Origin of the sequence: Streptomyces avermitilis MA-4680 = NBRC 14893 (genome assembly GCF_000009765.2) — a bacterium.
In the GTDB taxonomy this organism is placed as follows: domain Bacteria; phylum Actinomycetota; class Actinomycetes; order Streptomycetales; family Streptomycetaceae; genus Streptomyces; species Streptomyces avermitilis.
The window spans coordinates 8111758-8133313 of record NC_003155.5; the positions used below are offsets into that span (position 1 = coordinate 8111758).

21 protein-coding genes and 6 tRNA genes are annotated in these 21556 nt (G+C 71.2%); 18 read left to right on the plus strand and 9 right to left on the minus strand.

Features of this window, described 5'->3' with window-relative positions:
• Positions 1-211: 211 nt before the first annotated feature.
• The 4 genes from cobT to SAVERM_RS34905 all read left to right on the plus strand — a co-directional run bounded on the left by cobT (position 212) and on the right by SAVERM_RS34905 (position 6746).
• Positions 212-4072, plus strand: coding sequence for a nicotinate-nucleotide--dimethylbenzimidazole phosphoribosyltransferase (cobT, locus tag SAVERM_RS34890; protein WP_010988194.1), 3861 nt, complete (start codon positions 212-214; stop codon positions 4070-4072).
• A gap of 147 nt (positions 4073-4219) precedes the next feature.
• Positions 4220-5452 carry a uroporphyrinogen-III C-methyltransferase gene (cobA, locus tag SAVERM_RS34895; RefSeq protein WP_010988195.1) on the plus strand — a complete coding sequence of 411 codons (1233 nt, stop codon included), beginning with the start codon at positions 4220-4222 and terminating at the stop codon, positions 5450-5452.
• A 64-nt stretch (positions 5453-5516) separates the two neighbouring features.
• Positions 5517-6335 (plus strand): TrmH family RNA methyltransferase, encoded by an 819-nt coding sequence (locus SAVERM_RS34900; RefSeq protein ID WP_010988196.1) that lies wholly within the window; start codon positions 5517-5519, stop codon positions 6333-6335.
• Between the two features lie 15 nt (positions 6336-6350).
• Complete coding sequence (locus tag SAVERM_RS34905; RefSeq protein ID WP_010988197.1) at positions 6351-6746, plus strand: NUDIX domain-containing protein; 396 nt, start codon at positions 6351-6353, stop codon at positions 6744-6746.
• A gap of 83 nt (positions 6747-6829) precedes the next feature.
• On the opposite strand, the gene SAVERM_RS34910 is transcribed toward SAVERM_RS34905, so the two are convergent.
• Positions 6830-8101: a serine/threonine-protein kinase gene (locus SAVERM_RS34910; RefSeq protein WP_042493905.1), complete on the minus strand. Its 1272-nt coding sequence runs from the start codon at positions 8099-8101 to the stop codon at positions 6830-6832.
• 196 nt (positions 8102-8297) lie between these two features.
• On the opposite strand from SAVERM_RS34910, the gene SAVERM_RS34915 reads away from it, so the two are divergent.
• From SAVERM_RS34915 to SAVERM_RS34930, 4 genes are all read left to right on the plus strand, one after another.
• Positions 8298-8531, plus strand: coding sequence for a hypothetical protein (locus SAVERM_RS34915; protein WP_037646528.1), 234 nt, complete (start codon positions 8298-8300; stop codon positions 8529-8531).
• 241 nt (positions 8532-8772) lie between these two features.
• A complete protein-coding gene (locus SAVERM_RS34920) occupies positions 8773-8982 on the plus strand; it encodes a hypothetical protein (RefSeq protein ID WP_010988199.1) in 210 nt (69 codons plus the stop codon).
• A 181-nt stretch (positions 8983-9163) separates the two neighbouring features.
• Complete coding sequence (locus SAVERM_RS34925) at positions 9164-10099, plus strand: aminoglycoside phosphotransferase family protein (protein WP_010988200.1); 936 nt, start codon at positions 9164-9166, stop codon at positions 10097-10099.
• 74 nt (positions 10100-10173) lie between these two features.
• Positions 10174-10467, plus strand: a complete 294-nt coding sequence (locus tag SAVERM_RS34930) for a TFIIB-type zinc ribbon-containing protein (protein WP_078234571.1) — start codon at positions 10174-10176, stop codon at positions 10465-10467.
• 127 nt (positions 10468-10594) lie between these two features.
• Here SAVERM_RS34930 and SAVERM_RS34935 read toward each other — a convergent pair.
• From SAVERM_RS34935 to SAVERM_RS34955, 5 genes are all read right to left on the minus strand, one after another.
• A tRNA-Val gene (locus tag SAVERM_RS34935) sits at positions 10595-10669 on the minus strand.
• 40 nt (positions 10670-10709) lie between these two features.
• Positions 10710-10781, minus strand: a tRNA-Val gene (locus tag SAVERM_RS34940).
• Between the two features lie 19 nt (positions 10782-10800).
• A tRNA-Val gene (locus SAVERM_RS34945) sits at positions 10801-10872 on the minus strand.
• A 1-nt stretch (position 10873) separates the two neighbouring features.
• Positions 10874-10947: transfer RNA gene (locus SAVERM_RS34950), tRNA-Cys, on the minus strand.
• Positions 10948-10985: 38 nt separating this feature from the next.
• Positions 10986-11058, minus strand: a tRNA-Gly gene (locus SAVERM_RS34955).
• 155 nt (positions 11059-11213) lie between these two features.
• On the opposite strand from SAVERM_RS34955, the gene SAVERM_RS34960 reads away from it, so the two are divergent.
• From SAVERM_RS34960 to SAVERM_RS34970, 3 genes are all read left to right on the plus strand, one after another.
• Positions 11214-12257, plus strand: coding sequence for a chorismate-binding protein (locus SAVERM_RS34960; RefSeq protein ID WP_037646532.1), 1044 nt, complete (start codon positions 11214-11216; stop codon positions 12255-12257).
• Positions 12254-13075, plus strand: a complete 822-nt coding sequence (locus SAVERM_RS34965; protein ID WP_010988203.1) for an aminotransferase class IV — start codon at positions 12254-12256, stop codon at positions 13073-13075. The genes SAVERM_RS34960 and SAVERM_RS34965 overlap by 4 nt, the downstream gene beginning before the upstream one ends.
• 62 nt (positions 13076-13137) lie before the next feature.
• Positions 13138-13956, plus strand: a complete 819-nt coding sequence (locus tag SAVERM_RS34970) for a GNAT family N-acetyltransferase (RefSeq protein WP_037646534.1) — start codon at positions 13138-13140, stop codon at positions 13954-13956.
• A gap of 106 nt (positions 13957-14062) precedes the next feature.
• Here SAVERM_RS34970 and SAVERM_RS34975 read toward each other — a convergent pair whose 3' ends face one another.
• A complete protein-coding gene (locus SAVERM_RS34975) occupies positions 14063-14593 on the minus strand; it encodes a DsbA family protein (protein WP_010988205.1) in 531 nt (176 codons plus the stop codon).
• A 205-nt stretch (positions 14594-14798) separates the two neighbouring features.
• On the opposite strand from SAVERM_RS34975, the gene SAVERM_RS34980 reads away from it, so the two are divergent.
• Together SAVERM_RS34980 and SAVERM_RS43475 are read left to right on the plus strand one after the other, a co-directional pair.
• Positions 14799-15242 (plus strand): hypothetical protein, encoded by a 444-nt coding sequence (locus SAVERM_RS34980; protein WP_010988206.1) that lies wholly within the window; start codon positions 14799-14801, stop codon positions 15240-15242.
• 180 nt (positions 15243-15422) lie between these two features.
• Complete coding sequence (locus SAVERM_RS43475) at positions 15423-15575, plus strand: hypothetical protein (RefSeq protein WP_010988207.1); 153 nt, start codon at positions 15423-15425, stop codon at positions 15573-15575.
• Between the two features lie 215 nt (positions 15576-15790).
• On the opposite strand, the gene SAVERM_RS34985 is transcribed toward SAVERM_RS43475, so the two are convergent.
• Together SAVERM_RS34985 and SAVERM_RS34990 are read right to left on the minus strand one after the other, a co-directional pair.
• The gene (locus SAVERM_RS34985) at positions 15791-16351 is read right to left on the minus strand and encodes a CGNR zinc finger domain-containing protein (RefSeq protein WP_010988208.1); all 561 of its coding nucleotides are present in this window, start codon (positions 16349-16351) and stop codon (positions 15791-15793) included.
• Positions 16352-16662: 311 nt separating this feature from the next.
• Positions 16663-17076, minus strand: coding sequence for an SsgA family sporulation/cell division regulator (locus tag SAVERM_RS34990; RefSeq protein WP_003959770.1), 414 nt, complete (start codon positions 17074-17076; stop codon positions 16663-16665).
• Positions 17077-17266: 190 nt separating this feature from the next.
• Between SAVERM_RS34990 and SAVERM_RS34995 the strand changes: the two genes are divergently transcribed.
• From SAVERM_RS34995 to SAVERM_RS35015, 5 genes are all read left to right on the plus strand, one after another.
• Positions 17267-17701 (plus strand): TIGR02611 family protein, encoded by a 435-nt coding sequence (locus SAVERM_RS34995; RefSeq protein WP_010988209.1) that lies wholly within the window; start codon positions 17267-17269, stop codon positions 17699-17701.
• 105 nt (positions 17702-17806) lie between these two features.
• Positions 17807-17878 (plus strand) — tRNA-Val (locus SAVERM_RS35000).
• Positions 17879-18422: 544 nt separating this feature from the next.
• Positions 18423-19709: an ABC transporter substrate-binding protein gene (locus SAVERM_RS35005; protein ID WP_010988210.1), complete on the plus strand. Its 1287-nt coding sequence runs from the start codon at positions 18423-18425 to the stop codon at positions 19707-19709.
• Positions 19709-20677 (plus strand): carbohydrate ABC transporter permease, encoded by a 969-nt coding sequence (locus SAVERM_RS35010; RefSeq protein ID WP_202497560.1) that lies wholly within the window; start codon positions 19709-19711, stop codon positions 20675-20677. The genes SAVERM_RS35005 and SAVERM_RS35010 overlap by 1 nt, the downstream gene beginning before the upstream one ends.
• Complete coding sequence (locus tag SAVERM_RS35015; protein ID WP_037646541.1) at positions 20674-21555, plus strand: carbohydrate ABC transporter permease; 882 nt, start codon at positions 20674-20676, stop codon at positions 21553-21555. Before SAVERM_RS35010 ends, SAVERM_RS35015 begins: the two co-directional genes overlap by 4 nt.
• Position 21556: the final 1 nt, after the last annotated feature.

Here is a 21556-nt window from a genome sequence, read left to right on the forward strand (position 1 = left end):
CAACGTGGCGCAGTCCACAGCGGGCTGTCGCGGATCAAGCTGTCGCGACGGCGGGACGACCGGGACAATGCCAGTTAATGGCTTTGTCGCCTTTGCTGGCGGGTCGTTCGTGCCGCTGGGCACGCACGCTCGTTCTTCACTGCGGGGCGGTCGGTGCGCCGTTCCGGGCCAGCTGGCGAAGAAGCACTAAACCGATGGGCGAGGGGTACGCATGACCGACACCGGCCAGGTCCCGGGCGAGGGACTGCCGGAGAACGCAGGCATGGTGGAGCAGCCGGGCGTCCCCGCGCCGGGCGCGTACACCTACCTCGACCCCTCCGACACCGCCGCCGATGACGACGACCTGCTCCTGATGCCCGGCCAGCAGGGTGCCTGGGGCAATGAGATGCCGCAGGCGATGCCGGCCCCGGCGCCCGTCGTCCACGAGCCAGGACCGCACGAGACGGACGGACGCGACAGCGGCTCCGTGGACCTGAGCGCCGTCCGTACGCTGTCCCAGGCAGCCGCGCCGCAGGCGACCCCGCCGCGCCGCCCGCTGCACCTCGGCCCGCCGACCCCGGACATCTCGTCGAGCCCGGTGCGTTCGCTGGCGGACCGCGGCCCGGCGGACGCCCCGCTGCGCCAGGTGGGACCGCCCACGACCGGACCCGAGTACCTCGACGCGCCGCCGCAGCTCGCGGAGACCCCTCCCCAGGGCGCGGTGCCCTGGGGCGCTCCGCCGCAGACACAGGCGGTGCCACCGGTGAGCCCCGAGGGGCCCCCCGCAGAAACGGTCGTCCCGGAGGCCGCCCCGGCCGCCCCGGTCGTCCCGGAGGCCGCGCCGGGTCTCGGGACCGTGCCGGCCGACGAGCCGGCGCCGTTCGTCGAGCCCGAGCAGGCGTCCGAGATGCCGCCCTTCGCCGAGGCCGAGACGCCGGACGCACCGGCCTTCGTGGAGGCGCCGCAGCCCCCGCAGACGCCGGACGCACCCGCGTTCACCGAGGTGCCGCACGCCTCGGACGAGCCGCCGGCCGCGGACGCGCAGCACGCCGGGGCCGCCGCACCCACGGACGTTCCTCCGGCCGCGGAGACGCCGTTCGCCGCTCCCGAGGCCGAGGCGCTCTACGCGGTGGACGGCTCACCGGACGGTGTCACCCACCCGCAGGTGCAGTACGCCGACGGGACCGGCCCCGTCCCGGACGGCTCGCCCGAACCGCAGGCCCCGGACACCACGCCCTTCCCCGCGGCTCCCGACCCCGCGCAGCCGACGGGCGACACCGGACACATCGCCGTGCCGCCGGCCGCTCCGGACACCGCAGTGCCCGCGCCGGCCGCCGACTTCCCCGTACCCCCGTATGACGCCGCCCCGGATCCGGCCCAGGCCGCCGCCGCGGAGGCGGTGCCGCAGGCCGGGACCGAGCAGCCCGGGCCCGCGCAGGACCCGCACCAGGCGCCGGAAATCTCCCTCGACCTGCATGCGGCGCCGGACCCGGCCCTCGACCCCCAGCAGGCGCCGGACCCGGCCCTCGACCCCCAGGCCGCGCACGTGCCCGAGCCGCAGCTCGCCGCCCCGGCCGTCCACATCACGGACACCGCGGTCCAGTTCGCGGACACGGCACTCCCCGACGAGGACGCGCGGCCTGTCGCCGACGAGGTCCAGCCGCAACTCGTCGCCGAAGCAGGGGCCCAGGGCCACGCGGAGGCCGAGCCGGAGCCGCAGTACGCGGAGCACGCCGCCGCGGCCCTGCACGGTGTGCCCGTCGGAGTCGGCGCTCACGCCGTGGCGCCCCAGGCGTCCGCGGGGCAGGCGCAGCACGGCGAGCAGCCCGCGCACGGTGACCCGGCAGGCCCGCCGGGCTTCTCCCCGGAGCCCCACGCCGACCAGTCCCTCGGGCAGTTCGTGCCGGTGGAGGGCGCGGTGCCCACCACCCCGCACCTGGCCCCGACCCCGTCGCACGCCATGACGGTGCCGCCCCTCCCCGCGGAGGAGCAGCCGGTCGCCGAGGAGGCCGCCCCGGCCGTCGTGGAGCCGTCCGAGGCGCCGCACGAGCTGTCGGAAGAGGCGCCGCACGAGCTGTCGGAAGAGGCGCCGCACGAGCTGCCGGCCGAGGTGCCGACCGAGGCGGAAGCCCCGGCTCCGGTGATGGCCGCGCAGGAGACGCCCGCCGTGACGGTGCCCGCCCCCCGCGAGGCCGAGGCACCCGTCGCGGCGCAGCCCCCCGTATCGCAACTCCCCACCCCGGAGCCGCCCTTGGCGGACCCCGAGCCCGTAGTCGCACAGCACGCGGATGACCTGGACACCCAGGTCGCCGACCAGGAAGAGAGCACGGCCGCAGTGGAAGACGTACGAGAGTCCACCGGCCCGGCGGCCCCCGGCTACGACGAGGCCGAGCGCGAGGCCGTACTGCGTGTGATGCGCGAGCGCCGGGACATCCGCAACGGCTTCCGCAGCGACCCGATCCCGCACGAGGTACTGCTGCGCGTCCTCGAAGCGGCCCACACGGCGCCGTCCGTCGGCCACTCCCAGCCCTGGGACTTCGTCGTCATCCGCTCCGCCGACACCCGGCGCTCGATGCACGAACTGGCCATGCGTCAGCGCGACGCCTACGCGAAGTCGCTGCCCAAGGGCCGGGCCAAGCAGTTCAAGGAACTCAAGATCGAGGCCATCCTCGACACCCCGGTGAACATCGTCGTCACCGCCGACCCGACCCGCGGCGGCCGCCACACCCTCGGCCGGCACACCCAGCCGCAGATGGCCCCGTACTCCTCCGCGCTCGCGGTCGAGAACCTGTGGCTCGCGGCCCGCGCGGAAGGCCTCGGCGTCGGCTGGGTCAGCTTCTTCGACGAGCGCGAGATGGTGCGCGAGCTGGGCCTGCCCGAGCACCTCGAAGTCGTCGCCTACCTCTGCGTGGGCTACGTCGACGAGTTCCCGGACGAGCCCGAGCTGATGCAGGCGGGCTGGTCCAAGCGCCGCCCGCTGTCGTGGGTCGTCCACGAGGAGACGTACGGCCGCCGCGCCCTGCCCGGCGAGGAGCCGCACGACCTGCTCGCCGAGACCGTCTCCAACATCCGCCCGCTCGACGCCAAGGCGCTCGGCGAGGCGTGGGAGCGGCAGAAGCGGATGACCAAGCCCGCCGGCGCGCTCGGCATGCTGGAGATCATCTCCGCGCAGCTGTCCGGCCTGTCCCGCCAGTGCCCGCCGCCGATCCCGGAGCCCGCGGCCGTCGCGATCTTCGCGGGCGACCACGGCGTGCACGCCCAGGGCGTCACCCCGTGGCCGCAGGAGGTCACGGCCCAGATGGTGGCCAACTTCCTCGGCGGCGGCGCGGTCTGCAACGCGTTCGCCAACCAGGTCGGCGCCGAGGTCTGCGTCATCGACGTCGGCGTCGCCTCCGACCTCCCGGCGACCCCCGGCCTGCTGCCCCGCAAGGTCCGCGCCGGTACGGCCGACATGACGACCGGTCCCGCGCTGACCCGCGAGGAGGTCAAGGCGGCCATCGAGGTGGGCATCGAGACCGCCCGCGACCTCGTCTCGGCAGGCAACAAGGCCCTGCTCACCGGTGAGATGGGCATCGCCAACACCACGGCCTCTGCGGCCCTGATCTCGGTCTACACCGGGGCGGACCCGGCCGAGGTGACGGGCCGGGGCACCGGCATCAACGACGAGACCCTCGCCCGCAAGACCGAGGTCGTCCGCCGAGCCCTCGAACTCCACCAGCCGGACCCGGCCGACCCGATCGGCGTCCTCGCCGCGATCGGCGGCCTCGAACACGCGGCGATGGTCGGCCTGCTGCTCGGCGGCGCGTCCCTGCGGACGCCGGTGATCCTGGACGGCGTGAGCGCCGGCGCCGCGGCCCTGGTGGCCCGCGCCATCGCCCCCGAGGTCCTGGCCGCCTGCATCGCGGGCCACCGCAGCGCGGAACCGGGCCACGTGGCCGCGCTGAACAAGCTCGGACTGCGCCCCCTGGTCGACCTGGACCTTCGCCTGGGCGAGGGCACGGGCGCGCTGCTGGCGCTGCCCGTGGTCCAGAGCGCCGCGCGAGCGATGCACGAGGTGGCGACGTTCGACTCGGCGGGAGTCACCGAGAAGTAGTACGCCGGGGCGGTGGGCGGGCGATCGCGCCTGCCCACCCCCCACCCCGCCGTACTCTGGACGCGCATCTTAAAATCCGCACGTCAAGGGCTTCTCCACCGCCGCAGGGGCCCCTCTCGCACCGCCCGTACGAGGAGCCGCACCTCCATGGCCGAACACCCCGCCTACCCCGTGGGCCTGCGCCTCACCGGCCGCCGCGTAGTCGTCCTCGGCGGCGGCCAGGTCGCCCAGCGCCGCCTCCCCGCGCTCATCGCGGCGGGCGCGAAGGTCCACCTCGTGTCTCCCGAGGCGACCCCGTCGGTCGAAGCCATGGCCGACACGGGCGAGATCACCTGGTCGAGGCGCCGGTACGAGGACGGTGACCTCGCGGAGGCCTGGTACGCCCTGATCGCCACCAGCGACGCGGCGGCGAACGTCGCGGCCTCCGCCGAAGCGGAGCGCCTCCGTGTCTGGTGCGTCCGCTCCGACGACGCCGACGCGGCCACCGCCTGGACCCCGGCCACCGGGCACAGCGAGGGCGTCACGGTCGCCGTCCTCACCACGAACGCCAAGGGCCGCGACCCGCGCCACACGGCGGCGATCCGGGATGCCGTGGTCGAGGGCCTGCGCGACGGCACCCTCGTCGCCCCCCACCATCGCGTCCGCACCCCCGGCGTCGCCCTGGTCGGCGGCGGCCCCGGCGACCCCGACCTCATCACGGTGCGCGGCCGCCGCCTGCTCGCCGAGGCCGACGTGGTCATCGCGGACCGCCTCGGCCCGCGCGATCTGCTCGCCGAACTCCCGCCGCACGTCGAGGTGATCGACGCGGCGAAGATCCCGTACGGCCGTTTCATGGCCCAGGAGGCCATCAACAACGCGCTGATCGAGCACGCCCGGCAGGGCAAGTCGGTCGTACGGCTGAAGGGCGGCGACCCCTTCGTCTTCGGCCGTGGCATGGAGGAGGCCCAGGCGCTCGCCGAGGTGGGCATCCCCTGCACGGTCGTCCCCGGTATCTCCAGCTCGATCTCGGTTCCCGGCGCGGCCGGCATCCCGGTCACCCACCGGGGTGTCGCACACGAGTTCACGGTGGTCAGCGGCCATGTGGCCCCTGACGACGAGCGCTCGCTGGTCGACTGGCCGGCCCTCGCGAAGCTGCGCGGCACGCTCGTGATCCTGATGGGCGTCGACAAGATCGGAAAGATCGCCGACACGCTCGTGGCCCACGGCAAGCCGGCCGGCACACCCGTCGCCCTCGTCCAGGAAGGCACGACGGCCGCCCAGCGCCGTGTCGACGCCACGCTCGCGACGGTCGCGGAGACCGTACGCGCCCAGGACGTGAAGCCCCCGGCCGTCATCGTCATCGGCGCGGTCGTGGACGTGGGCCCGCAGACTTTCGAGTAACCCCGGGTAACCCAACCCGTTCCCAGCCGTTGGCACCGCACCCAGGACAAGGCAGTATCACCCTGTGGCCGATCTCATCACCGTTGAGGACCCCGCCGACCCGCGTCTGCGCGACTACACGGGCCTGACCGACGTGGAGCTGCGCCGTAAGCGCGAACCCGCCGAGGGCCTGTTCATCGCCGAGGGCGAGAAGGTCATCAGACGGGCCAAGGACGCAGGCTACGAGATGCGCTCCATGCTGCTGTCCGCCAAGTGGGTCGACGTCATGCGCGACGTCATCGACGAACTTCCGGCCCCGGTGTACGCGGTCAGCCCGGAGCTCGCCGAGCAGGTCACCGGCTATCACGTGCACCGCGGCGCGCTCGCCTCGATGCAGCGCAAGCCGCTGCCGACGGCGGACGAACTCCTGGCGACCGCCCGCCGGGTCGTGATCATGGAATCCGTGAACGACCACACCAACATCGGCGCCATATTCCGTTCCGCCGCCGCCCTCGGCATGGACGCCGTACTGCTCTCCCCGGACTGTGCCGACCCGCTCTACCGACGCAGCGTCAAGGTCTCCATGGGCGCGGTCTTCTCGGTGCCGTACGCACGTCTGGACACCTGGCCCAAGGGGCTGGAGTCGGTCCGCGAGGCCGGCTTCAACCTGCTCGCGCTCACCCCCGACGAGAAGGCGAAGACCCTCGACGAGACGGCACCGCACAAGATGGACCGGGTCGCGCTGATGCTCGGCGCGGAGGGCGACGGCCTGTCCACGCAGGCACTGGTCGCGGCGGACGAATGGGTCCGCATCCCCATGGCCCACGGCGTCGACTCCCTCAACGTGGGCGCCGCGGCCGCGGTCGCCTTCTACGCGGTGGCCACCGGCCGGCCCCAGTCATAGACAGGGCCCGGGAGAGTGAGGGACCAGCGTGAGGCGATCGTCGCGGTGCTGCGCCGCGGCGAGCGGGTGCTCGTCATCAAGCGCGGTCCGCAGGCGGCCCGCCCGGGCTACTGGGCACCCCTCAGCGGCAAGCTCGAACCAGGCGAGACCCAGGAGGAAGCGCTGGTCAGAGAGGTGCGCGAGGAGGTCGGCCTGGACGTCTCGCCGCTGCGGAAGGTCTGGGAGTGCCCGACCGACGACGGACACTTCCGCCTCCACTGGTGGACGGCGGAGTCCGGCACGGGTGAGGTGGTCCCCGACCCGGGCGAGGTGGCCGAGGCGCGCTGGGTCACCCCGGGCGAATTCCTGGCGATGGAACCCGTCTTCGACGGCGACCGGGAGTTCTTCGAGCGCGTACTGCCGGAACTCTGACCTGCCGGCTCCGGCCGCCCGGGGGCCCGTCCGCCCGGCGCGCCATCGGACCGGGCTGATCCCGCTCCGGTACCGCTGATCCGTCAGATCCCCCGCCACGGCTCGTACGACTGCTCCTGTCGTACGTCCTTGCGTACGCCGCCGTCGTCGAGCCCGCGCGCCGGCCCCTGGCAGCCCTGGGCCGCCGCGATGCCCAGCGCCACCAGCAGGGTCACGACGACGAACACGAAGAGCCGCTGGCGCAGCAGCCGCGGATTGGCCGGCCGCCGTCCGGTCCCGGTGGTCCGCGGCGAGGAGCGCCCGGCGCCGCTGCGCGGTGCGGGCCGGCTGCCGGAGCGGGTGGAGTTGCGCGGGGCCGGCGTCGGCCGCGAGCCGGAGCGCGGCCCGCCCCCGGTCCGGGGCGGGGGAGTCCCGGGCGCACCCTGCGGCCGGCGCTGGGTCCGCTGCTCGGCGTACTGCTCCGCGAGCCGCCCCGAGGGCCGGTCCGGTTCACCGCGCTGGGCCGGCGGCCGTACGTCCGCGATGCCCTGAGCCTCACGGGCCGCGATCTCCTTGAGCCGCAGCGAGAGTTGGAGCGTGCTGGGCCGCTCCTCCGGGTCCTTGGCGAGGCACGCGCGCACCAGTGGCGCCAGCGCGTCCGGCACACCGTTCAGATGCGCCTCCTCGTGCACCACCCGGTAGAGCATCACTTCGGAACTGCCGTGCCCGAACGGGGAGTCGGCGGTCGCCGCGTACGCGAGCGTGGCGCCGAGGGAGAACACGTCCGTGGCCGGCGTGACGGCGGCGCCGCGCACCTGCTCGGGCGCGAGGAAGCCGGGCGACCCGACGGCCGTACCGACGTGCGTGAGCGTCGAGGCCCCCGTCGCCCAGGCGATGCCGAAGTCGATGATCCGCGGCCCCTTCGGGGACAACAGGATGTTGGACGGCTTCAGATCGCGGTGTACGACACCGGCCTCGTGCACGGCGACGAGCCCCTCGGAGAGGGCGGCGCCCACGGCGGCCACGTCGGCGGCCGACAGCGGCCCCTCCTCGGCGACCTTGTCGTGCAGGGAGGGCCCGGGCACGTACTGCGTGGCGAACCACGGCCGGTCCGCGTCCAGGTCGGCGGCCACCAGCCGGGCCGTGCACCCGCCCCTGATCCGCCGTGCCGCCGAGACCTCGCGGGCGAACCGGAACCGGAACTCCTGATCCTCCGCCAGGTCCGGCCGGATCACCTTCAGCGCGACCCGCTGGCCACGCCGGTCGGAGCCCAGGTAGACAACGCCCATCCCGCCCGCGCCGAGCCGTCGGTGAAGCCTGAACGAGCCGACGACACGCGGGTCCTCGCGCCTCAGGCGCATCATCGCCATGTCCATCCCCGCTGCCCGGTCCGTTTGACGAGCCACAGCTTACGTTTCCCCGGCCGGGTGCGCGCAGAGGCCGCGCCCTCTGGTCCCCATCGATTGTCAGTGCCTGGTGGGAAACTTGAAAGGTGGTCAGGGAGCCTGTGAACAGGCTGGTTTTGAGCTGCCTGTGCTCCCAACCACCCGTCACAGAAGGGGGATTGAACCCGTGAAGGGTGATCGCGTGGAGATAGTCGTGGATGCCGGGGACACGACGCGTACCTACGAGGTGGTGGCGAGCAGGGCGGGCCGCCGGGTGGAGACGGCGGTGCGCAGGGGGGTCGTGGAAGTGAGCGAAGTCACCCGAAGCGGATCAGTGGTGCGCACGGCGCGCTTCATGGCGAACCGGGTGCTGGCGCTGGTCGAGCAGCCCGTGCCCAGGGAGGACGCCTCGGAACAGTAGGGGCACTCCGGGCGTCCCCTCCGGGAAGACCCTGAGACCTAGGACCTCGTCTCCACCCAGGGGAGTACGCCGCAGGTCATCGCTCATCCTCGGGGAGGCCCGTCAAGCGGTACGAGGGCATGACGACCGGCAGCCGCCGGGCGCCTAGATTTGAGGTCAAGCGGCGGGTGCAGCACTCGTCCCCCGAGGTCAGACACTCGCCGCTGCCAACCACAACAGAAGCTCGGTCAGGAGAGGGACCATGGCCCACACGGCACCGCGGACGGCGATCCGCACGCAGGGACGCAGGGCGTACACCGCCGCGTTCGGCACCCGCCGCACGGGCCGTCGCCACCCCTTGGTGGCGACCGCGATGGCCCTTCCCCTGGCGGCCCTGCTCCTGCTCGTCTTCGACGGCTGGGAAACAGTGGTCACACAAGCGTCGTCCGTGGGTGTGATGTTGGGGCGCTGAGCGGCGCCCCAAGCCCGGAAGAGCGGTCCGGGCGGGGACATCCGGCCATGAAACCCCGTGGGGACGGGGGTGCGGCGGACGGCACAAATGCCCGCGCAGCTGGGGAGCTGCGCGGGCATTGTTTTTTCCGGGCCGGCCGGGTCCGTACGCTCACGGGTGAACCGACCACCCTGGGGGACTCATGACCGCAGACCTGCTGCCCGGGCTGACCGCGCGGGTGAGAGCCATGGCCCACCCGGAAGCGGGGCCCTGCGGCTGCGACGCCGCCGGCACGCTGGCGGACCGCGCGGACGGCACCGTCGTCCGGCATGCCGACACGGTGGCGAAGGCGCACGCCCCGGACACCGATCCCGCCGAGCTGGCCCTGCGCCTGGAGATCGCCTCGCGGCTCGCCGGCATCCTGCTGCCCCCGTTGAGTCCGACCCCGGCCGACCTGCACGGCCGCCCGGTGACCTTCTGGCCGTACGGCAGCCCCGTGAACCCCGACTGTCCGCGGGCCGCCCCCTGGGAGGCGGCCGCCACCCTCCTCGCCCGGCTGCACAAGGCGCCCGCGCCAAAGGGTCTGCCGCCGATGCGCGGTCCCGCCAAGGCGGCCCGCGCGCTCGCCCGCCTCCACGCGGCCGGCCCGCACCCCGCCGCCGCCCCGATCCTGCGGGCCTGGGCCGGTCTGCCCGCCTGGGCCCGCGCCGAAGCGCCCATGCCGTCCTCGAAGACCCTGTGCCACGGCGACCTCCACCTCGGCCAGCTCGTCCGCCATCCCGCGACGACCGGTCCCTGGCTCCTCATCGACGTGGACGACCTCGGCGTGGGCGAGCCGGCCTGGGACCTGGCCCGCCCGGCCGCCTGGTACGCCTGCGGGCTGCTCCCGCCGGACGAGTGGACCCGATTCCTCGCCGCGTACCGCGCCGAGGGCGGCCCGGCGGTTCCCGCCGACGGCGACCCCTGGCCCGTGCTGGATGTCGCCGCCCGCGCCCTCACCGTGCAGACGGCGGCTGTGGCCGTCGCCAAGGCCGTGACCGCCGACCGTCCCTTGGACGAGGTGGAGCAGGCGGTGATCGACGCCTGCGACCGAATGGGCGGAGTCCCGCCGGAGTTCATCCACGGAAGTGCCACGTAAGGTGCAACCGACCACCGCCGGGCAGTGTCTCTACCTGGCGAAGCACCACCGACCGGCGAGGAGTTGAGCCGACCATGCAGTGTCCGAAGTGCCATGCGCCGATGCACACATACAACCGCAATGGCGTCCAGATCGAGCAGTGCAGCGGCTGCCGCGGGATATTCCTGGACTACGGCGAGCTGGAGTCGCTGACCCAGCTGGAGTCCCAGTGGTCGCAGCCCGCACCGCCGCCCCCGGCCGCCCCGCAGGCCTACCCGGCCGCTCCCGCCTGGGGTGCCCCGCACGGTGGGCACGGCGGCGGTCACTACGGCGGCCACGGCGGCCACCAGCGGCACAAGAGCTTCGGTCACATGCTCTTCTCGTCCTGACTGAAAAAGGGCTCCTCCCGAGTGGAGGAGCCCTTTTCCGTGCCGCCGGGACGGCGTGCATCCATGCCGCTGCGGACGGCGGGAACGACGAAGCCCCCGACCGTACGAGACGGCCGGGGGCTTCGGCTGGTGCGCGATACTGGGATTGAACCAGTGACCTCTTCCGTGTCAGGGAAGCGCTCTCCCGCTGAGCTAATCGCGCGGGACGGGCCCTCGAGCTACAGGGACCAGGTGGTGCTGCGTGCGCGATACTGGGATTGAACCAGTGACCTCTTCCGTGTCAGGGAAGCGCTCTCCCGCTGAGCTAATCGCGCGGGGATCCTTGCGGACCAGTGGACGATACTGGGATTGAACCAGTGACCTCTTCCGTGTCAGGGAAGCGCTCTCCCGCTGAGCTAATCGTCCATGGAGGTGGAGACGGGATTTGAACCCGTGTAGACGGCTTTGCAGGCCGTTGCCTCGCCTCTCGGCCACTCCACCAGGAGTGCAGGGATTCGGGAAGATCCCCTGTTCTTCCGAGCGGACGACGAGGCTCGAACTCGCGACCTCAACCTTGGCAAGGTTGCGCTCTACCAACTGAGCTACGTCCGCTTGTCGTTTCGGTCCGCTCTCGCGTCCCGGCGACGTGTTGAACTCTAGCGGATTCCCGGGCCAGCACAAAAACGCGTTTGTGCAGCGTGCTGCGGTGCGCCTGCTCGAAGACATGGTCAGGGCATCCTCAGGTCACCCGCCATAGACTCGACGGCGTGCTCGACCTCCCTCCTCTCGCCCGCTTCGGCGGCCTCGTCGCGACCGGTCTCCTCGACGTCACCAGCGACCCCGCGGCCCTCGACTCCACCGGTTTCTGGGCCGTTTGCGCCGACTTCGAGGGCCGTCTGACCTGCGCCCGCTTCCGGAACGTACAAGAGGAAGCGGTGCGAGCGCCCGAGCCGGGGCGGTGGCGAGGCCCCGCGGCCGGTGACTGGACGTCGTCCCTCGACCGCACCGCGTACACGGCGGGGGTACGCCGCATCCGCGAGCACATCGCGGCCGGCGAGGTCTACCAGGCGAACCTCTGCCGGGTGCTCTCCGCGCCCATCGCCCCCGACGCCGACGTGGACGCGCTCACCGCCCTGCTGGCCCGCGGCAACCCGGCGCCGTATGCCGGAACGATTCGCCTGCCGGGGCACGGCGTCGAGATCGCGACCGCGTCTCCCGAACTCTTCCTGCGCCGCACCGGCGCCGCCGTCGAGTCGGGACCGATCAAGGGCACCGGGCGCACCGAGGCGGACCTCCTGACGAAGGACTACGCCGAGAACGTGATGATCGTGGACCTCGTCCGCAACGACATAGGACGCGTCTGCGCCACGGGGACGGTGACCGTCCCGGACCTCTGCGTCGTCGAGAAGCATCCGGGCCTGGTCCACCTCGTCTCCACCGTCCACGGCGAACTGCGCGCGGACGTCGGCTGGCCGGAACTCCTCGCCGCCTCCTTCCCGCCCGGCTCCGTGACCGGCGCACCCAAGTCGAGTGCGCTGCGGATCATCGAGGCCCTGGAGACGGCGCCCCGCGGTCCGTACTGCGGCGGCATCGGCTGGGTCGACGCGGACCGGCGGACCGCGGAGCTCGCCGTCGGCATCCGCACCTTCTGGATCGACCGCCCCGCCGGCCTGCTGCGCTTCGGCACGGGCGCGGGCATCACCTGGGGCTCCGACCCCGAGGGTGAGTGGCGGGAGACCGAGCTGAAGGCCGCCCGGCTGCTCGCGGTAGCGTCGGGGGAGTACGAGGAAAGTGGAAGGACCCTGACGTGAAGATCTGGCTCGACGGCGGGCTGCAGGACTCCGAGACCGCCCGCGTCTCCGTCTTCGACCACGGGCTGACCGTGGGTGACGGCATCTTCGAGACCGTCAAGGCGGCCGAGGGGCGGCCGTTCGCGCTGACCCGCCACCTCGACCGGCTGGCGCGTTCGGCGCGGGGCCTCGGGCTGCCCGAGCCCGACCTGGACGAGGTACGCCGCGCCTGCGCCGCCGTCCTGGACGCCAATCCGATGCCGCTCGGCCGGCTGCGCATCACGTACACCGGCGGCTACGGTCCGCTCGGCTCCGACCGCGGCGAGAAGGGGCCGACCCTGGTCGTCGCCGTCGGCGAGTCCGCCCGCCGCCCCGATTCCACCGCCGTGATCACCGTGCCGTGGACGCGCAACGAGCGCGGCGCGCTCACCGGTCTCAAGACCACCTCGTACGCCGAGAACGTCGTCGCCCTCGCCCGCGCGCGCGAACAGGGCGCGTCCGAGGCGCTGTTCGCCAACACGGTCGGCCGGCTGTGCGAGGGCACCGGGTCGAACGTCTTCGTCGTGCTCGACGGCGAGATCCACACCCCGCCGGTCGACTCCGGCTGCCTCGCGGGCATCACCCGCGCGCTCACCGTCGAGTGGACCGGCGCCAAGGAGACCGACCTGCCCCTCGACGTCCTGGACAGCGCCGAGGAGGTGTTCCTCACGTCCACGCTGCGCGATGTGCAGGGCGTGCACCGGGTCGACTCCCGCGAACTCCCGGGCGCGCCGGGCCCGGTGACCGCCAAGGCCATGCGGCTCTTCGACGAGCAGGCCGGGGACGACCTCGACCCGTAGGACGGCCAGGGCACTCGGATATCCGGATGACGGAGGGCCGCAGGGCGGGTAGAACTCCCGTGATGACCACCACCCTGCGGCCGGTCGAGCCGCTTCAGCATGCCGCCGACGGGACGCGTTCGCGCCGCTACCACGTGTGCGTGAACAGCCGCCCCGTAGGCGTGATCCACCTCGCGACGCACCCTGTTTTCGGGCCGTCCGTCGCCCGGATCGACGAGCTGCGCATCGAGGAGCCGGACCGGCGGCGCGGCCGCGGCACGGTCGCCGCGCTCGCCGCGGAGGAGGTGGTGCGCGGCTGGGGCTGCAAGCGGATCGAGGTCCAGGTGCCCGGCGAGGCCGGCCTGCGGCTGGCCGGCGCGCTCGGCTACGTCCTGCGCAACCGCGGCATGGAGAAGCGGCTCGGCACCACCGCCCCGGGACTTCCCGAGGGCAGCCGGGGGCGGCCCATGACGGCTGCCGAGTTCGGTCCGTGGGAGGAGCGTGGCAGGGCGCACTACGCGCAGAGCTGGATCGACCGGGGCGTTCCCGAGGCCGAGGCACGGGAGAAGGCGGAGAAGGACCACGCCAGGCATCTCCCCGACGGCGTGGACAGTCCCGGAACACTGCTCACCGTCCTGGAGCACGAAGGGGTGCCCGTCGGAACGCTGTGGCTGGCGCTGTCCGAGGGCAGCACGTTCGTCTTCGACGTCGAGGCCGACGCACGCCACCGCGGCCAGGGCCACGGACGTTCGCTGATGCTGCTGGCCGAGGCCCAGTCGGTGGCCGCCGGAAAGAGCCGGATCGGCCTCAACGTCTTCGCCGGCAACACCCCCGCGGAGCGCCTCTACGAGTCACTGGGCTACGAGCCGACGCAGTACGTCCTGTACAAGGAGCTGCTCTGAACCTGGGCCGACGTGTACGACGAGCCCCCTCCGGCCTCCACGGGCAGGCTCCCTCCGCCGGACCTCAGGCTTCCCCTCAGCCTTCCCGTTCTCAGCCTTCCTGGTCTCAGCCTTCCTGTTCACGCTCCGCCAGGAGGCGGTCCGCGATTTCCTCGACGCGCTCGCGCAGCCCCTTCTGGCTCTTGTTGCCGTCGAGGCGCTCGCCGCCGATGACATAGGTGGGGGTGCCGGTCACGCCGATCGCCTTGCCCTCGGCCTGGTCCGCGTCGACGATCAGGATGTGCCGGCCGTCGATCAGCGCCGTGTCGAACTCCTCTGCGTCCAGACCGAGTTCGCGGGCCACCTCGACCAGGAAGGGTTCTCCCTTACGGTCCAGCTCCTCGACCCGGCCGAGCACCGCCTCGACGTACGGCCAGCCCTGCCCCTGCTCCGCGGCCTCCTCGGCGGCCTGGGCCGCGGCGAAGGCGTGCTTGTGCTTCTCCAGCGGGAAGTGCCGCAGCCGCAGCTCGAGACGATCGCCGTAGCGGGCGCGCAGCGCGCGCAGGTCGTCGAGGGCGCTGCGGCAGTCGGGGCACTGGAGTTCGCACCAGACGTCCAGCACGGGGACGGCGAGAGGCGCGGGGGAGGAGTCGTTCATGGTCCACAGTCTTCCAGGAGCAGAGGTGACGACCCAACCGGGACCTCCCGAGCGGTCCCGGGGCGGAGCCTGGAACGGGCCCTGGGGAGGAGACGACCCGGAGATGTCCCTGAGGTCCGGTCGGACCATGGCATACCGGGCGCGGGGCGGTGCAGGATGGGAGGGAGAGCCTCCCCTGCCCGATCGAGCCCGCCTGGAGGACCGGATGATTGCCGAGACCGTCTGTTCCGCCGTCTCCGCGGCCGGCCTGGGCATAGCCGTGGTCACGGCCTACCGCAAGCGCTTCCTCGCGGCCGCCCGCATCGCCGCGTACTCGCTGGTGCCCGTAGGCCTGGTGATGACGGGGGTCGTCGGCTGGGCGGCCGACACCACTTTCAGCCCGACGGCATGGGCGGGCTTCGCCTTGCTCGGCGGTGCCTGGCTGCTGTTCGCGACCACGCGTGCCGTGGAGCGCCGCAGCGGCGGTACACGCAAGGAACGCAAGGCGGCCAAGGCCGCCCAGCGTGAAGCAGTGGCCCCCGCGGCCTCCGCGCCCTCACTGGGGGAGGGCGCCCGCCCGGCGGCCCGGCCCGCGACCACCCCCCGGGCGACCGGCGCCTCGGACGACTTCAGCGACATCGAGGCCATCCTCAAGAAGCACGGCATATGAGGAAGCCCGGCAGGCAGATGAAGCGGGCGGCCTGACGGGCTGAAACGACACAGAAGATCACCCGACCCGCGCCCAAGTGATCACGTTCGCTCCGCGCCCTCACGGATATTGGCGAACTCCCGGTCATCCCGGGCGTGTTGATCCCGGGGCGGGTGTCGGCTGCGCCATCATCGCGACGAGATGCTGGACACAACCCAGAGCGACACCGCGGCTCCTCCCGAGGAGCGGCGAGGTTGTCTCTTCGCGCTTTCCCAGCCACCGCTGATGATCTTCCTTGCGGTGATCGGCTGCCTTCTGCTCATGGCATCGCTGCACGACCTGCTGCTGCTCTGAGCCGTACGCGGAGCCCCTGGCGCCACCCGCCGAGGGCTCCGTCAGCCCGGCGCGTTCCTGGTGCCCAGCTCCGCCGTCCTCCCTGCCCCCGGTATGGCTCCACCCCCCGTCACGGCTCCTTTGCCGTTACGGCTCCGGTGCTGTCGCCGCTCCCGGCCGGGTCGGATTCTGCCTCGCCGCCCGTGGCCGACGCGGGAACGGGCGGACGCTGCCGGTCAGCCCGCCGCTTCCTTGCGGCGCGCCCGGTAGGCGGCCACGTGGAGGCGGTTGCCGCAGGTGCGACTGTCGCAGTAGCGGCGGGAGCGGTTGCGGGAGAGGTCGACGAAGGCGCGTCGGCAGTCCGGCGCCTCGCACCGGCGCAGCCGCTCCTGCTCCCCGGCCACCACGAAGAAGGCCAGTGCCATCCCGCAGTCGGCCGCGAGGTGGTCGGCGACGGAGGCGCCCGGCGCGAAGTAGTGGACATGCCAGTCGTAGCCGTCGTGATCGGTGAGCCGGGGGGTGGTTCCGGCGGCGGCGACCAGTTCGTTGATCAGGCCGGCCGCGATCCGGGCGTCCGCGGCGGCGAAAACCCCGGCGAACCGGTCGCGGATCTTGCGCACCGCCGAGAGATCGAACTCCGACAGGACGCCGACATCGCTGATCTCGTGCTTTCCTACGAAATCTGCGAGCGACGCGACATCCGAGAGACCGTCCCTCGCGTCGTCGTCCTCCGGTGCGGTGTTCACCAGATCGACCACGGCGTCGAGCGCGCACCGGGTGTCGTGGGTGATCAGCACGTTTCGCTCCCTGGCCTGGGGGTCGGGCGGGCGCCCGCCGATGCTGGCCGAGCCTAGCGGCTCGACGCGGCCGGGGAACCGTCGCGGGCCATGCCTGAGGCGCCGGCGTTACGGCCGACACGTTTCCGGTACACGCGGCGCCTTCGGCGGCCGGGCGTCGGCCGTGCGGCCGACGAGTCGGCTCCTGCGGACATGCCGACGCCGCCCCCGCGTGTATACGCGGTGGCGGCGCCGGTGTGTACCCGATCGGGACGTTTTGGCCCGAGCCGTCTCCCCGAGTGGACGGCGCCGGGCGGCTTTGTGGGTTCTCTCTAGCTCTCGGCCAGGATGTGTGAGAGCTCCGTGTCGAGATCGAAATGGCGATGCTCCGTGCCGGGGGGCACGGCGGCGTCCGTTCGCTTCAGGAACGACTCCAGGGCCCGCGCCGGGGCCTCGAGCAGAGCTTCGCCCTCCGGAGAGCTCAGGGCGATGCAGACGACGCCCTGACCATGGCTGCGGGACGGCCAGACGCGGACGTCGCCGGTGCCGGTGGGCCGGTGCAGGCCCTCGGCGAGGAGGTCGCGGGCGAAGACCCACTCGACGGTTTCCTCGGCTCCGGTGTGGAAGGTGGCGTGCACGGCGTAGGGATCGGCCGTGTCATACCGCAGTCCTGCGGGTACAGGCAGTGAGGACTCGCTCGACACAACGAGGCGCAGGTGCAGCTCGCAGCTGACCGTGGTGTTCATAAGCGCCAGGGCCTTTCGCTCAGTGTGCGCTCGGGGATTCGCACGTCGGCGAAATCGACATGCCACCTACGGTGCCGTTGTAAACCCCTCTGAGTGTTTTGCGTGTCTTTAGGTACCTCATCCGGCCGAGAGATCGTTCGCGAGGTACGACCATTCCGGTGACTGGTTTCCCTCCGGTAGGGTTTGTTGTATGAATACGGGGAGTGACGAGCCGGGCGAGGTCGCCGTGGCCGCTGACGAAACGAACGCCGAGCGGGGGCTCGGCTCGAGGGCGCCGAAATTCATCAAGGCGCGTCGCGCGCTGCACCTGAGCTGGCAGGTGGGCGTTTTCATCGTGGGGCTCGCGGTCGTCGTCGCGGGCGTGATCATGCTTCCGCTGCCCGGTCCGGGCTGGCTGGTGATCTTCGGAGGCATGGCGATCTGGGCGACGGAGTTCGTCTGGGCCCAGCTGGTGCTCCGCTGGACGAAGCGCAAGGTCACCGAGGCGACCCAGCGTGCGCTCGACCCCAGGGTGCGGCGCCGCAACATCATCCTCACCACCGTCGGGCTCGTGATCATCGCCGCTCTTATGGCCGTCTACGTCTGGAAGTTCGGCTTCGCGATGCCCTGGAACATCAAGGAGTAGCGGGTCGGCGCGGTGGCGGTCCAAGGGTGACCGCCGGACCTCCCCGCACGCTCGCCGGACGGTCGGGGGCACCCCCTGACATGGGGTAATGTTCTTCCTGCGCCCGGGCGATTAGCTCAGCGGGAGAGCGCTTCGTTCACACCGAAGAGGTCACTGGTTCGAACCCAGTATCGCCCACGTATGCGAGAGGCGGCCTTGTCCACGGATTCCGTGGCGGGCCGCCTTCGTCGTGTCTGCGCTGTGGTTGTGGCTCGGTGGTCGTGGTTGTGGCCTGGGCAGTTGGAAGCGGCAGTGGAGAGCAGGGGTGCAATCGGGGGCTGCGCGTCTGCGCGGCTACACGGCTGCACGGCTGGAGTTGGCGTCGCTCTCCGTATCCGGCGCAACGGATCCTTGCCGTAGCGCCGTAGCGCCGTAGCGCCGTAGCGCCGTAGCGCCGTAGCGCCGTAGGCCGCGCGTCGCGAGTCCCGTTTCGGTCCTGGTGCGTTCGCTCTCAACTCCCCTCCCGGCGTTCGGCATTTCGGCCGTGCGCCTCCCACCTGCGTACTCGCCGGCCCTCCGTCGCCCCGCCCCGCCGCCGCTCCCGCCGCGTCCTCCAACCGCGTCCCAGCAATTCCTGTCCGAATCATTGACGTGCCCGGAGGGCCTCCGTACCTTGTGCCAGCAAGCGCTTACTTGAAACGATTCATGACAGTGGACGCAATGTCGCGGGGAGGGCCCGACCATGCAGAAAAACGGGAATGTTGAGAGGCGGACGATCCTCAAGGCGGCCGGTGCGTCGGCGGCCGTGCTGGGGCTGGCCGCGACGACCGGCTGTGGGGGCGACAGTGACTCGGGGGACGGGACGGTCACGATCCGCTACGCCTGGTGGGGTGCCGAAGAGCGCGCCAAGCGTATCAACCAGACCATCGCGCTCTTCGAGAAGAAGTACCCGAAGATCAAGGTGAAGACCGACTTCCAGGACTACGTGGCCTTTTGGGAGAAATTCCAGACGCAGGCCGCAGGTGGAAATCCCCCGGACGTTTTCCAGAATGCGGTGGCCTATCTGCGCAAGTATGACAAGCGGGGCATCCTGCTCGATCTCAAGTCGCAGATAGACGCCGGGAATCTGAGCCTGGACGGATTCCGGGCGGGGGTCGAGAAGGTCGGGCAGGTCGACGGAAAGCAGCTCGGAATTCCGGTCGGCTCCAACACCATGTCCCTCGTCATCGACCAGAAGGTCTTCGACAAGGCCGGCATCAAGCCGGAGCAGGGCTGGACCTGGGACGAGTACTTCAAGGCCCTGAAGAAGATCCACGACACCGAGAAGATCTCGGGGGACACCGGCTACTTCGGTGTGATGTACCTCTACGACCTCTACCTCCGCCAGAACGGCAAGGCCTTCTTCACCGAGGACGGACTCGGCTTCGACGAGGCCGACCTGACGGAGTGGTGGGCCGACGGCTACAACCGCCTCAAGGCCGGCATCATCACCGACCCCAAGAAGATCCAACAGCTCAGGCCCAAGTCGGCGCTCGCGTCCGGCGACGCCGCCTCGGAGTTCACCTGGGACAACTTCGCGGTCCGGTACAGCACCGAGGGCGACAGCACGTACGCACTCGCCCCGATCCCCACCACCGACGGCAAGCAGACCGGCCAGTACCTCGCCTCACTCATGCTGAGTGCCTCCGCCCGCACCGAACATCCGAAGGAAGTGGCCCAGTTCATCGACTTCATGGTCCATGACCCGGAGGCCGCCAAGATCATGGGCTACGACCGCGGCATCCTCGCGACCACCGAGCAGTTCGACGCCTTCAAGCCGACCGACCCGGTCAGCAAGGAGATCGCCCAGTACGAGGAGGACACCTCCGCGGCAGGCGTCCTTGGTGCCATCACTCCGCACCCGTCCGGCGCCGACACCGTCGAGGCCACCTTCCTGCGCATCGCCGACGACATGTCCCAGGGCAAGACGAAGGTCGCCGACGCGGTCAAACAATTCTTCTCCGAAGCGAAGGCCGCCCTCGCCGCTTGATGGGAACAGCAGTGACGCTCGTCAAGGACTCACCGCCCCAGGTACCTGCCGAACGCCCCGCCCGCCCCGCCGTCGTCAAGCGTCGGGGCCGCCGGGAGAATCTGGCCGGCTACCTCTTCATGTCGCCGTGGATCGCCGGTTTCCTGCTGCTGACGGCAGGCCCGATGGTCGCCTCGCTCTATTTCGCGTTCACCGACTACAACCTCTTCAATTCACCGAAGTGGATCGGTCTCGACAACTTCACCAAGATGTTCGACGACCCCCGCTGGCAGAAGTCGGTGGAGGTGACGGCCAAGTACGTGATCATCGGCACCCCGCTGAAGCTGCTGCTCGCCCTCGGCGTCGCCCTGCTGCTCGCGCAGAGCCGCCGCGGCCAGGCCTTCTACCGGGCCGCGTTCTACGCACCCTCGCTGATCGGCGCCAGCGTCTCCGTGGGCTTCGTCTGGCGGGCGCTCTTCTCCGACGACGCCGTCGTGGACAAAGCGCAGACCTTCCTCGGCTTCCACACCGGCGGCTGGGTCGGCGACGCCGACTGGGTTCTCTACAGCCTGGTCGCGCTCACCGTCTGGCAGTTCGGCGCCCCCATGGTCATCTTCCTGGCCGGACTAAAGCAGGTGCCGCGTGAGCTGTACGAAGCGGCGGAGGTCGATGGCGCCGGACCGTTCCGGCGGTTCTGGAACATCACGCTGCCGGTGATTTCTCCGGTGCTGTTCTTCAACGTCCTGCTGGAGACCATCCACTCCTTCCAGATCTTCGGCTCGGCGTATGTCGTCTCCAACGGGTACTGCGGTCCCGCCGACGCCACGCTGGTCTACACCTGCTACCTGTACCAGAAGGGCTTCAAGGAGGCCCAAATGGGCTTTGCCTCCGCGATGGCCTGGATGCTGCTGCTCGCCGTGGCGCTGGTGACGGCCGTCCTCTTCTGGTCCCAGAAACGGTGGGTGCACTACGAGGAGGACGCTCGATGAGCGCTACCGCAACCACCGCTCGCAAGCCGCGCGCGCTCGGGCGGCGCCGGAAGGGTTCGCTCGCCTGGCACCTCGGCGCCCTGCTGGTCCTCGCGGTCGTGCTCTACCCGGTCGTCTGGGTCATCGGCGCGTCCTTCAAGCCCAGCAAAGAGATCATCGGCAGCCTGGAGCTGTTCCCGACGGAACCGATCATCTCCAATTTCAAGGGGCTGGCGGACGGTATCGCCGACGTCTCGATCGCCACGTTCTTCCAGAACTCCCTCGTCTACGCGCTCGGTTCCGTCGTCGGCATCCTGGTCTCCTGCTCACTGACCGCGTACGCCTTCGCCCGGATCCGGTTCGCCGGCCGGAACCTGATGTTCTCGCTGATGATCGGCACGCTGCTGCTGCCGTATCACGTGCTGCTGATCCCGCAGTACGTGATGTTCCAGAAGCTGGAGCTGATCAACACCTACGTACCGTTGCTGATCGGCAAATACCTGGCCACCGAGGCGTTCTTCGTCTTCCTGATGGTGCAGTTCATGCGGAACCTGCCCAGGGAACTGGACGAGGCGGCCCGTCTCGACGGCTGCGGGCATCTGCGGATCTACTGGTCGATCGTGCTGCCGCTGTGCCGGTCCGCGCTCATCACCAGCGCGATCTTCACCTTCATCAACGCCTGGAACGACTTCATGGGGCCGCTGATCTACCTGAACGAGCCCGGCAATTACACCGTCTCGCTCGGCCTGATGCTCTTCCGCGACTCGGACGGCGTCACCTCCAACTACGGCGGCATGATCGCGATGTCGCTGGTGGCGCTGCTGCCCGTCCTGCTCTTCTTCCTCGCCTTCCAGCGGCACTTGATCGACGGTATGGCGACCTCCGGGCTGAAGGGCTGAC

What these genes read in the sequence shown, in the direction of transcription:
- cobT (WP_010988194.1), top strand. Translation starts at nt 212, where the DNA reads ATGACCGACACCGGCCAGGTCCCGGGCGAGGGACTGCCGGAGAACGCA.
- cobA (WP_010988195.1), top strand. Translation starts at nt 4,220, where the DNA reads ATGGCCGAACACCCCGCCTACCCCGTGGGCCTGCGCCTCACCGGCCGC.
- SAVERM_RS34910 (WP_042493905.1), bottom strand. Translation starts at nt 8,101, where the DNA reads ATGGACATGGCGATGATGCGCCTGAGGCGCGAGGACCCGCGTGTCGTC.
- SAVERM_RS34920 (WP_010988199.1), top strand. Translation starts at nt 8,773, where the DNA reads ATGGCCCACACGGCACCGCGGACGGCGATCCGCACGCAGGGACGCAGG.
- SAVERM_RS34925 (WP_010988200.1), top strand. Translation starts at nt 9,164, where the DNA reads ATGACCGCAGACCTGCTGCCCGGGCTGACCGCGCGGGTGAGAGCCATG.
- SAVERM_RS34930 (WP_078234571.1), top strand. Translation starts at nt 10,174, where the DNA reads ATGCAGTGTCCGAAGTGCCATGCGCCGATGCACACATACAACCGCAAT.
- SAVERM_RS34970 (WP_037646534.1), top strand. Translation starts at nt 13,138, where the DNA reads ATGACCACCACCCTGCGGCCGGTCGAGCCGCTTCAGCATGCCGCCGAC.
- SAVERM_RS34975 (WP_010988205.1), bottom strand. Translation starts at nt 14,593, where the DNA reads ATGAACGACTCCTCCCCCGCGCCTCTCGCCGTCCCCGTGCTGGACGTC.
- SAVERM_RS34980 (WP_010988206.1), top strand. Translation starts at nt 14,799, where the DNA reads ATGATTGCCGAGACCGTCTGTTCCGCCGTCTCCGCGGCCGGCCTGGGC.
- SAVERM_RS43475 (WP_010988207.1), top strand. Translation starts at nt 15,423, where the DNA reads ATGCTGGACACAACCCAGAGCGACACCGCGGCTCCTCCCGAGGAGCGG.
- SAVERM_RS34990 (WP_003959770.1), bottom strand. Translation starts at nt 17,076, where the DNA reads ATGAACACCACGGTCAGCTGCGAGCTGCACCTGCGCCTCGTTGTGTCG.
- SAVERM_RS34995 (WP_010988209.1), top strand. Translation starts at nt 17,267, where the DNA reads ATGAATACGGGGAGTGACGAGCCGGGCGAGGTCGCCGTGGCCGCTGAC.
- SAVERM_RS35005 (WP_010988210.1), top strand. Translation starts at nt 18,423, where the DNA reads ATGCAGAAAAACGGGAATGTTGAGAGGCGGACGATCCTCAAGGCGGCC.
- SAVERM_RS35010 (WP_202497560.1), top strand. Translation starts at nt 19,709, where the DNA reads ATGGGAACAGCAGTGACGCTCGTCAAGGACTCACCGCCCCAGGTACCT.
- SAVERM_RS35015 (WP_037646541.1), top strand. Translation starts at nt 20,674, where the DNA reads ATGAGCGCTACCGCAACCACCGCTCGCAAGCCGCGCGCGCTCGGGCGG.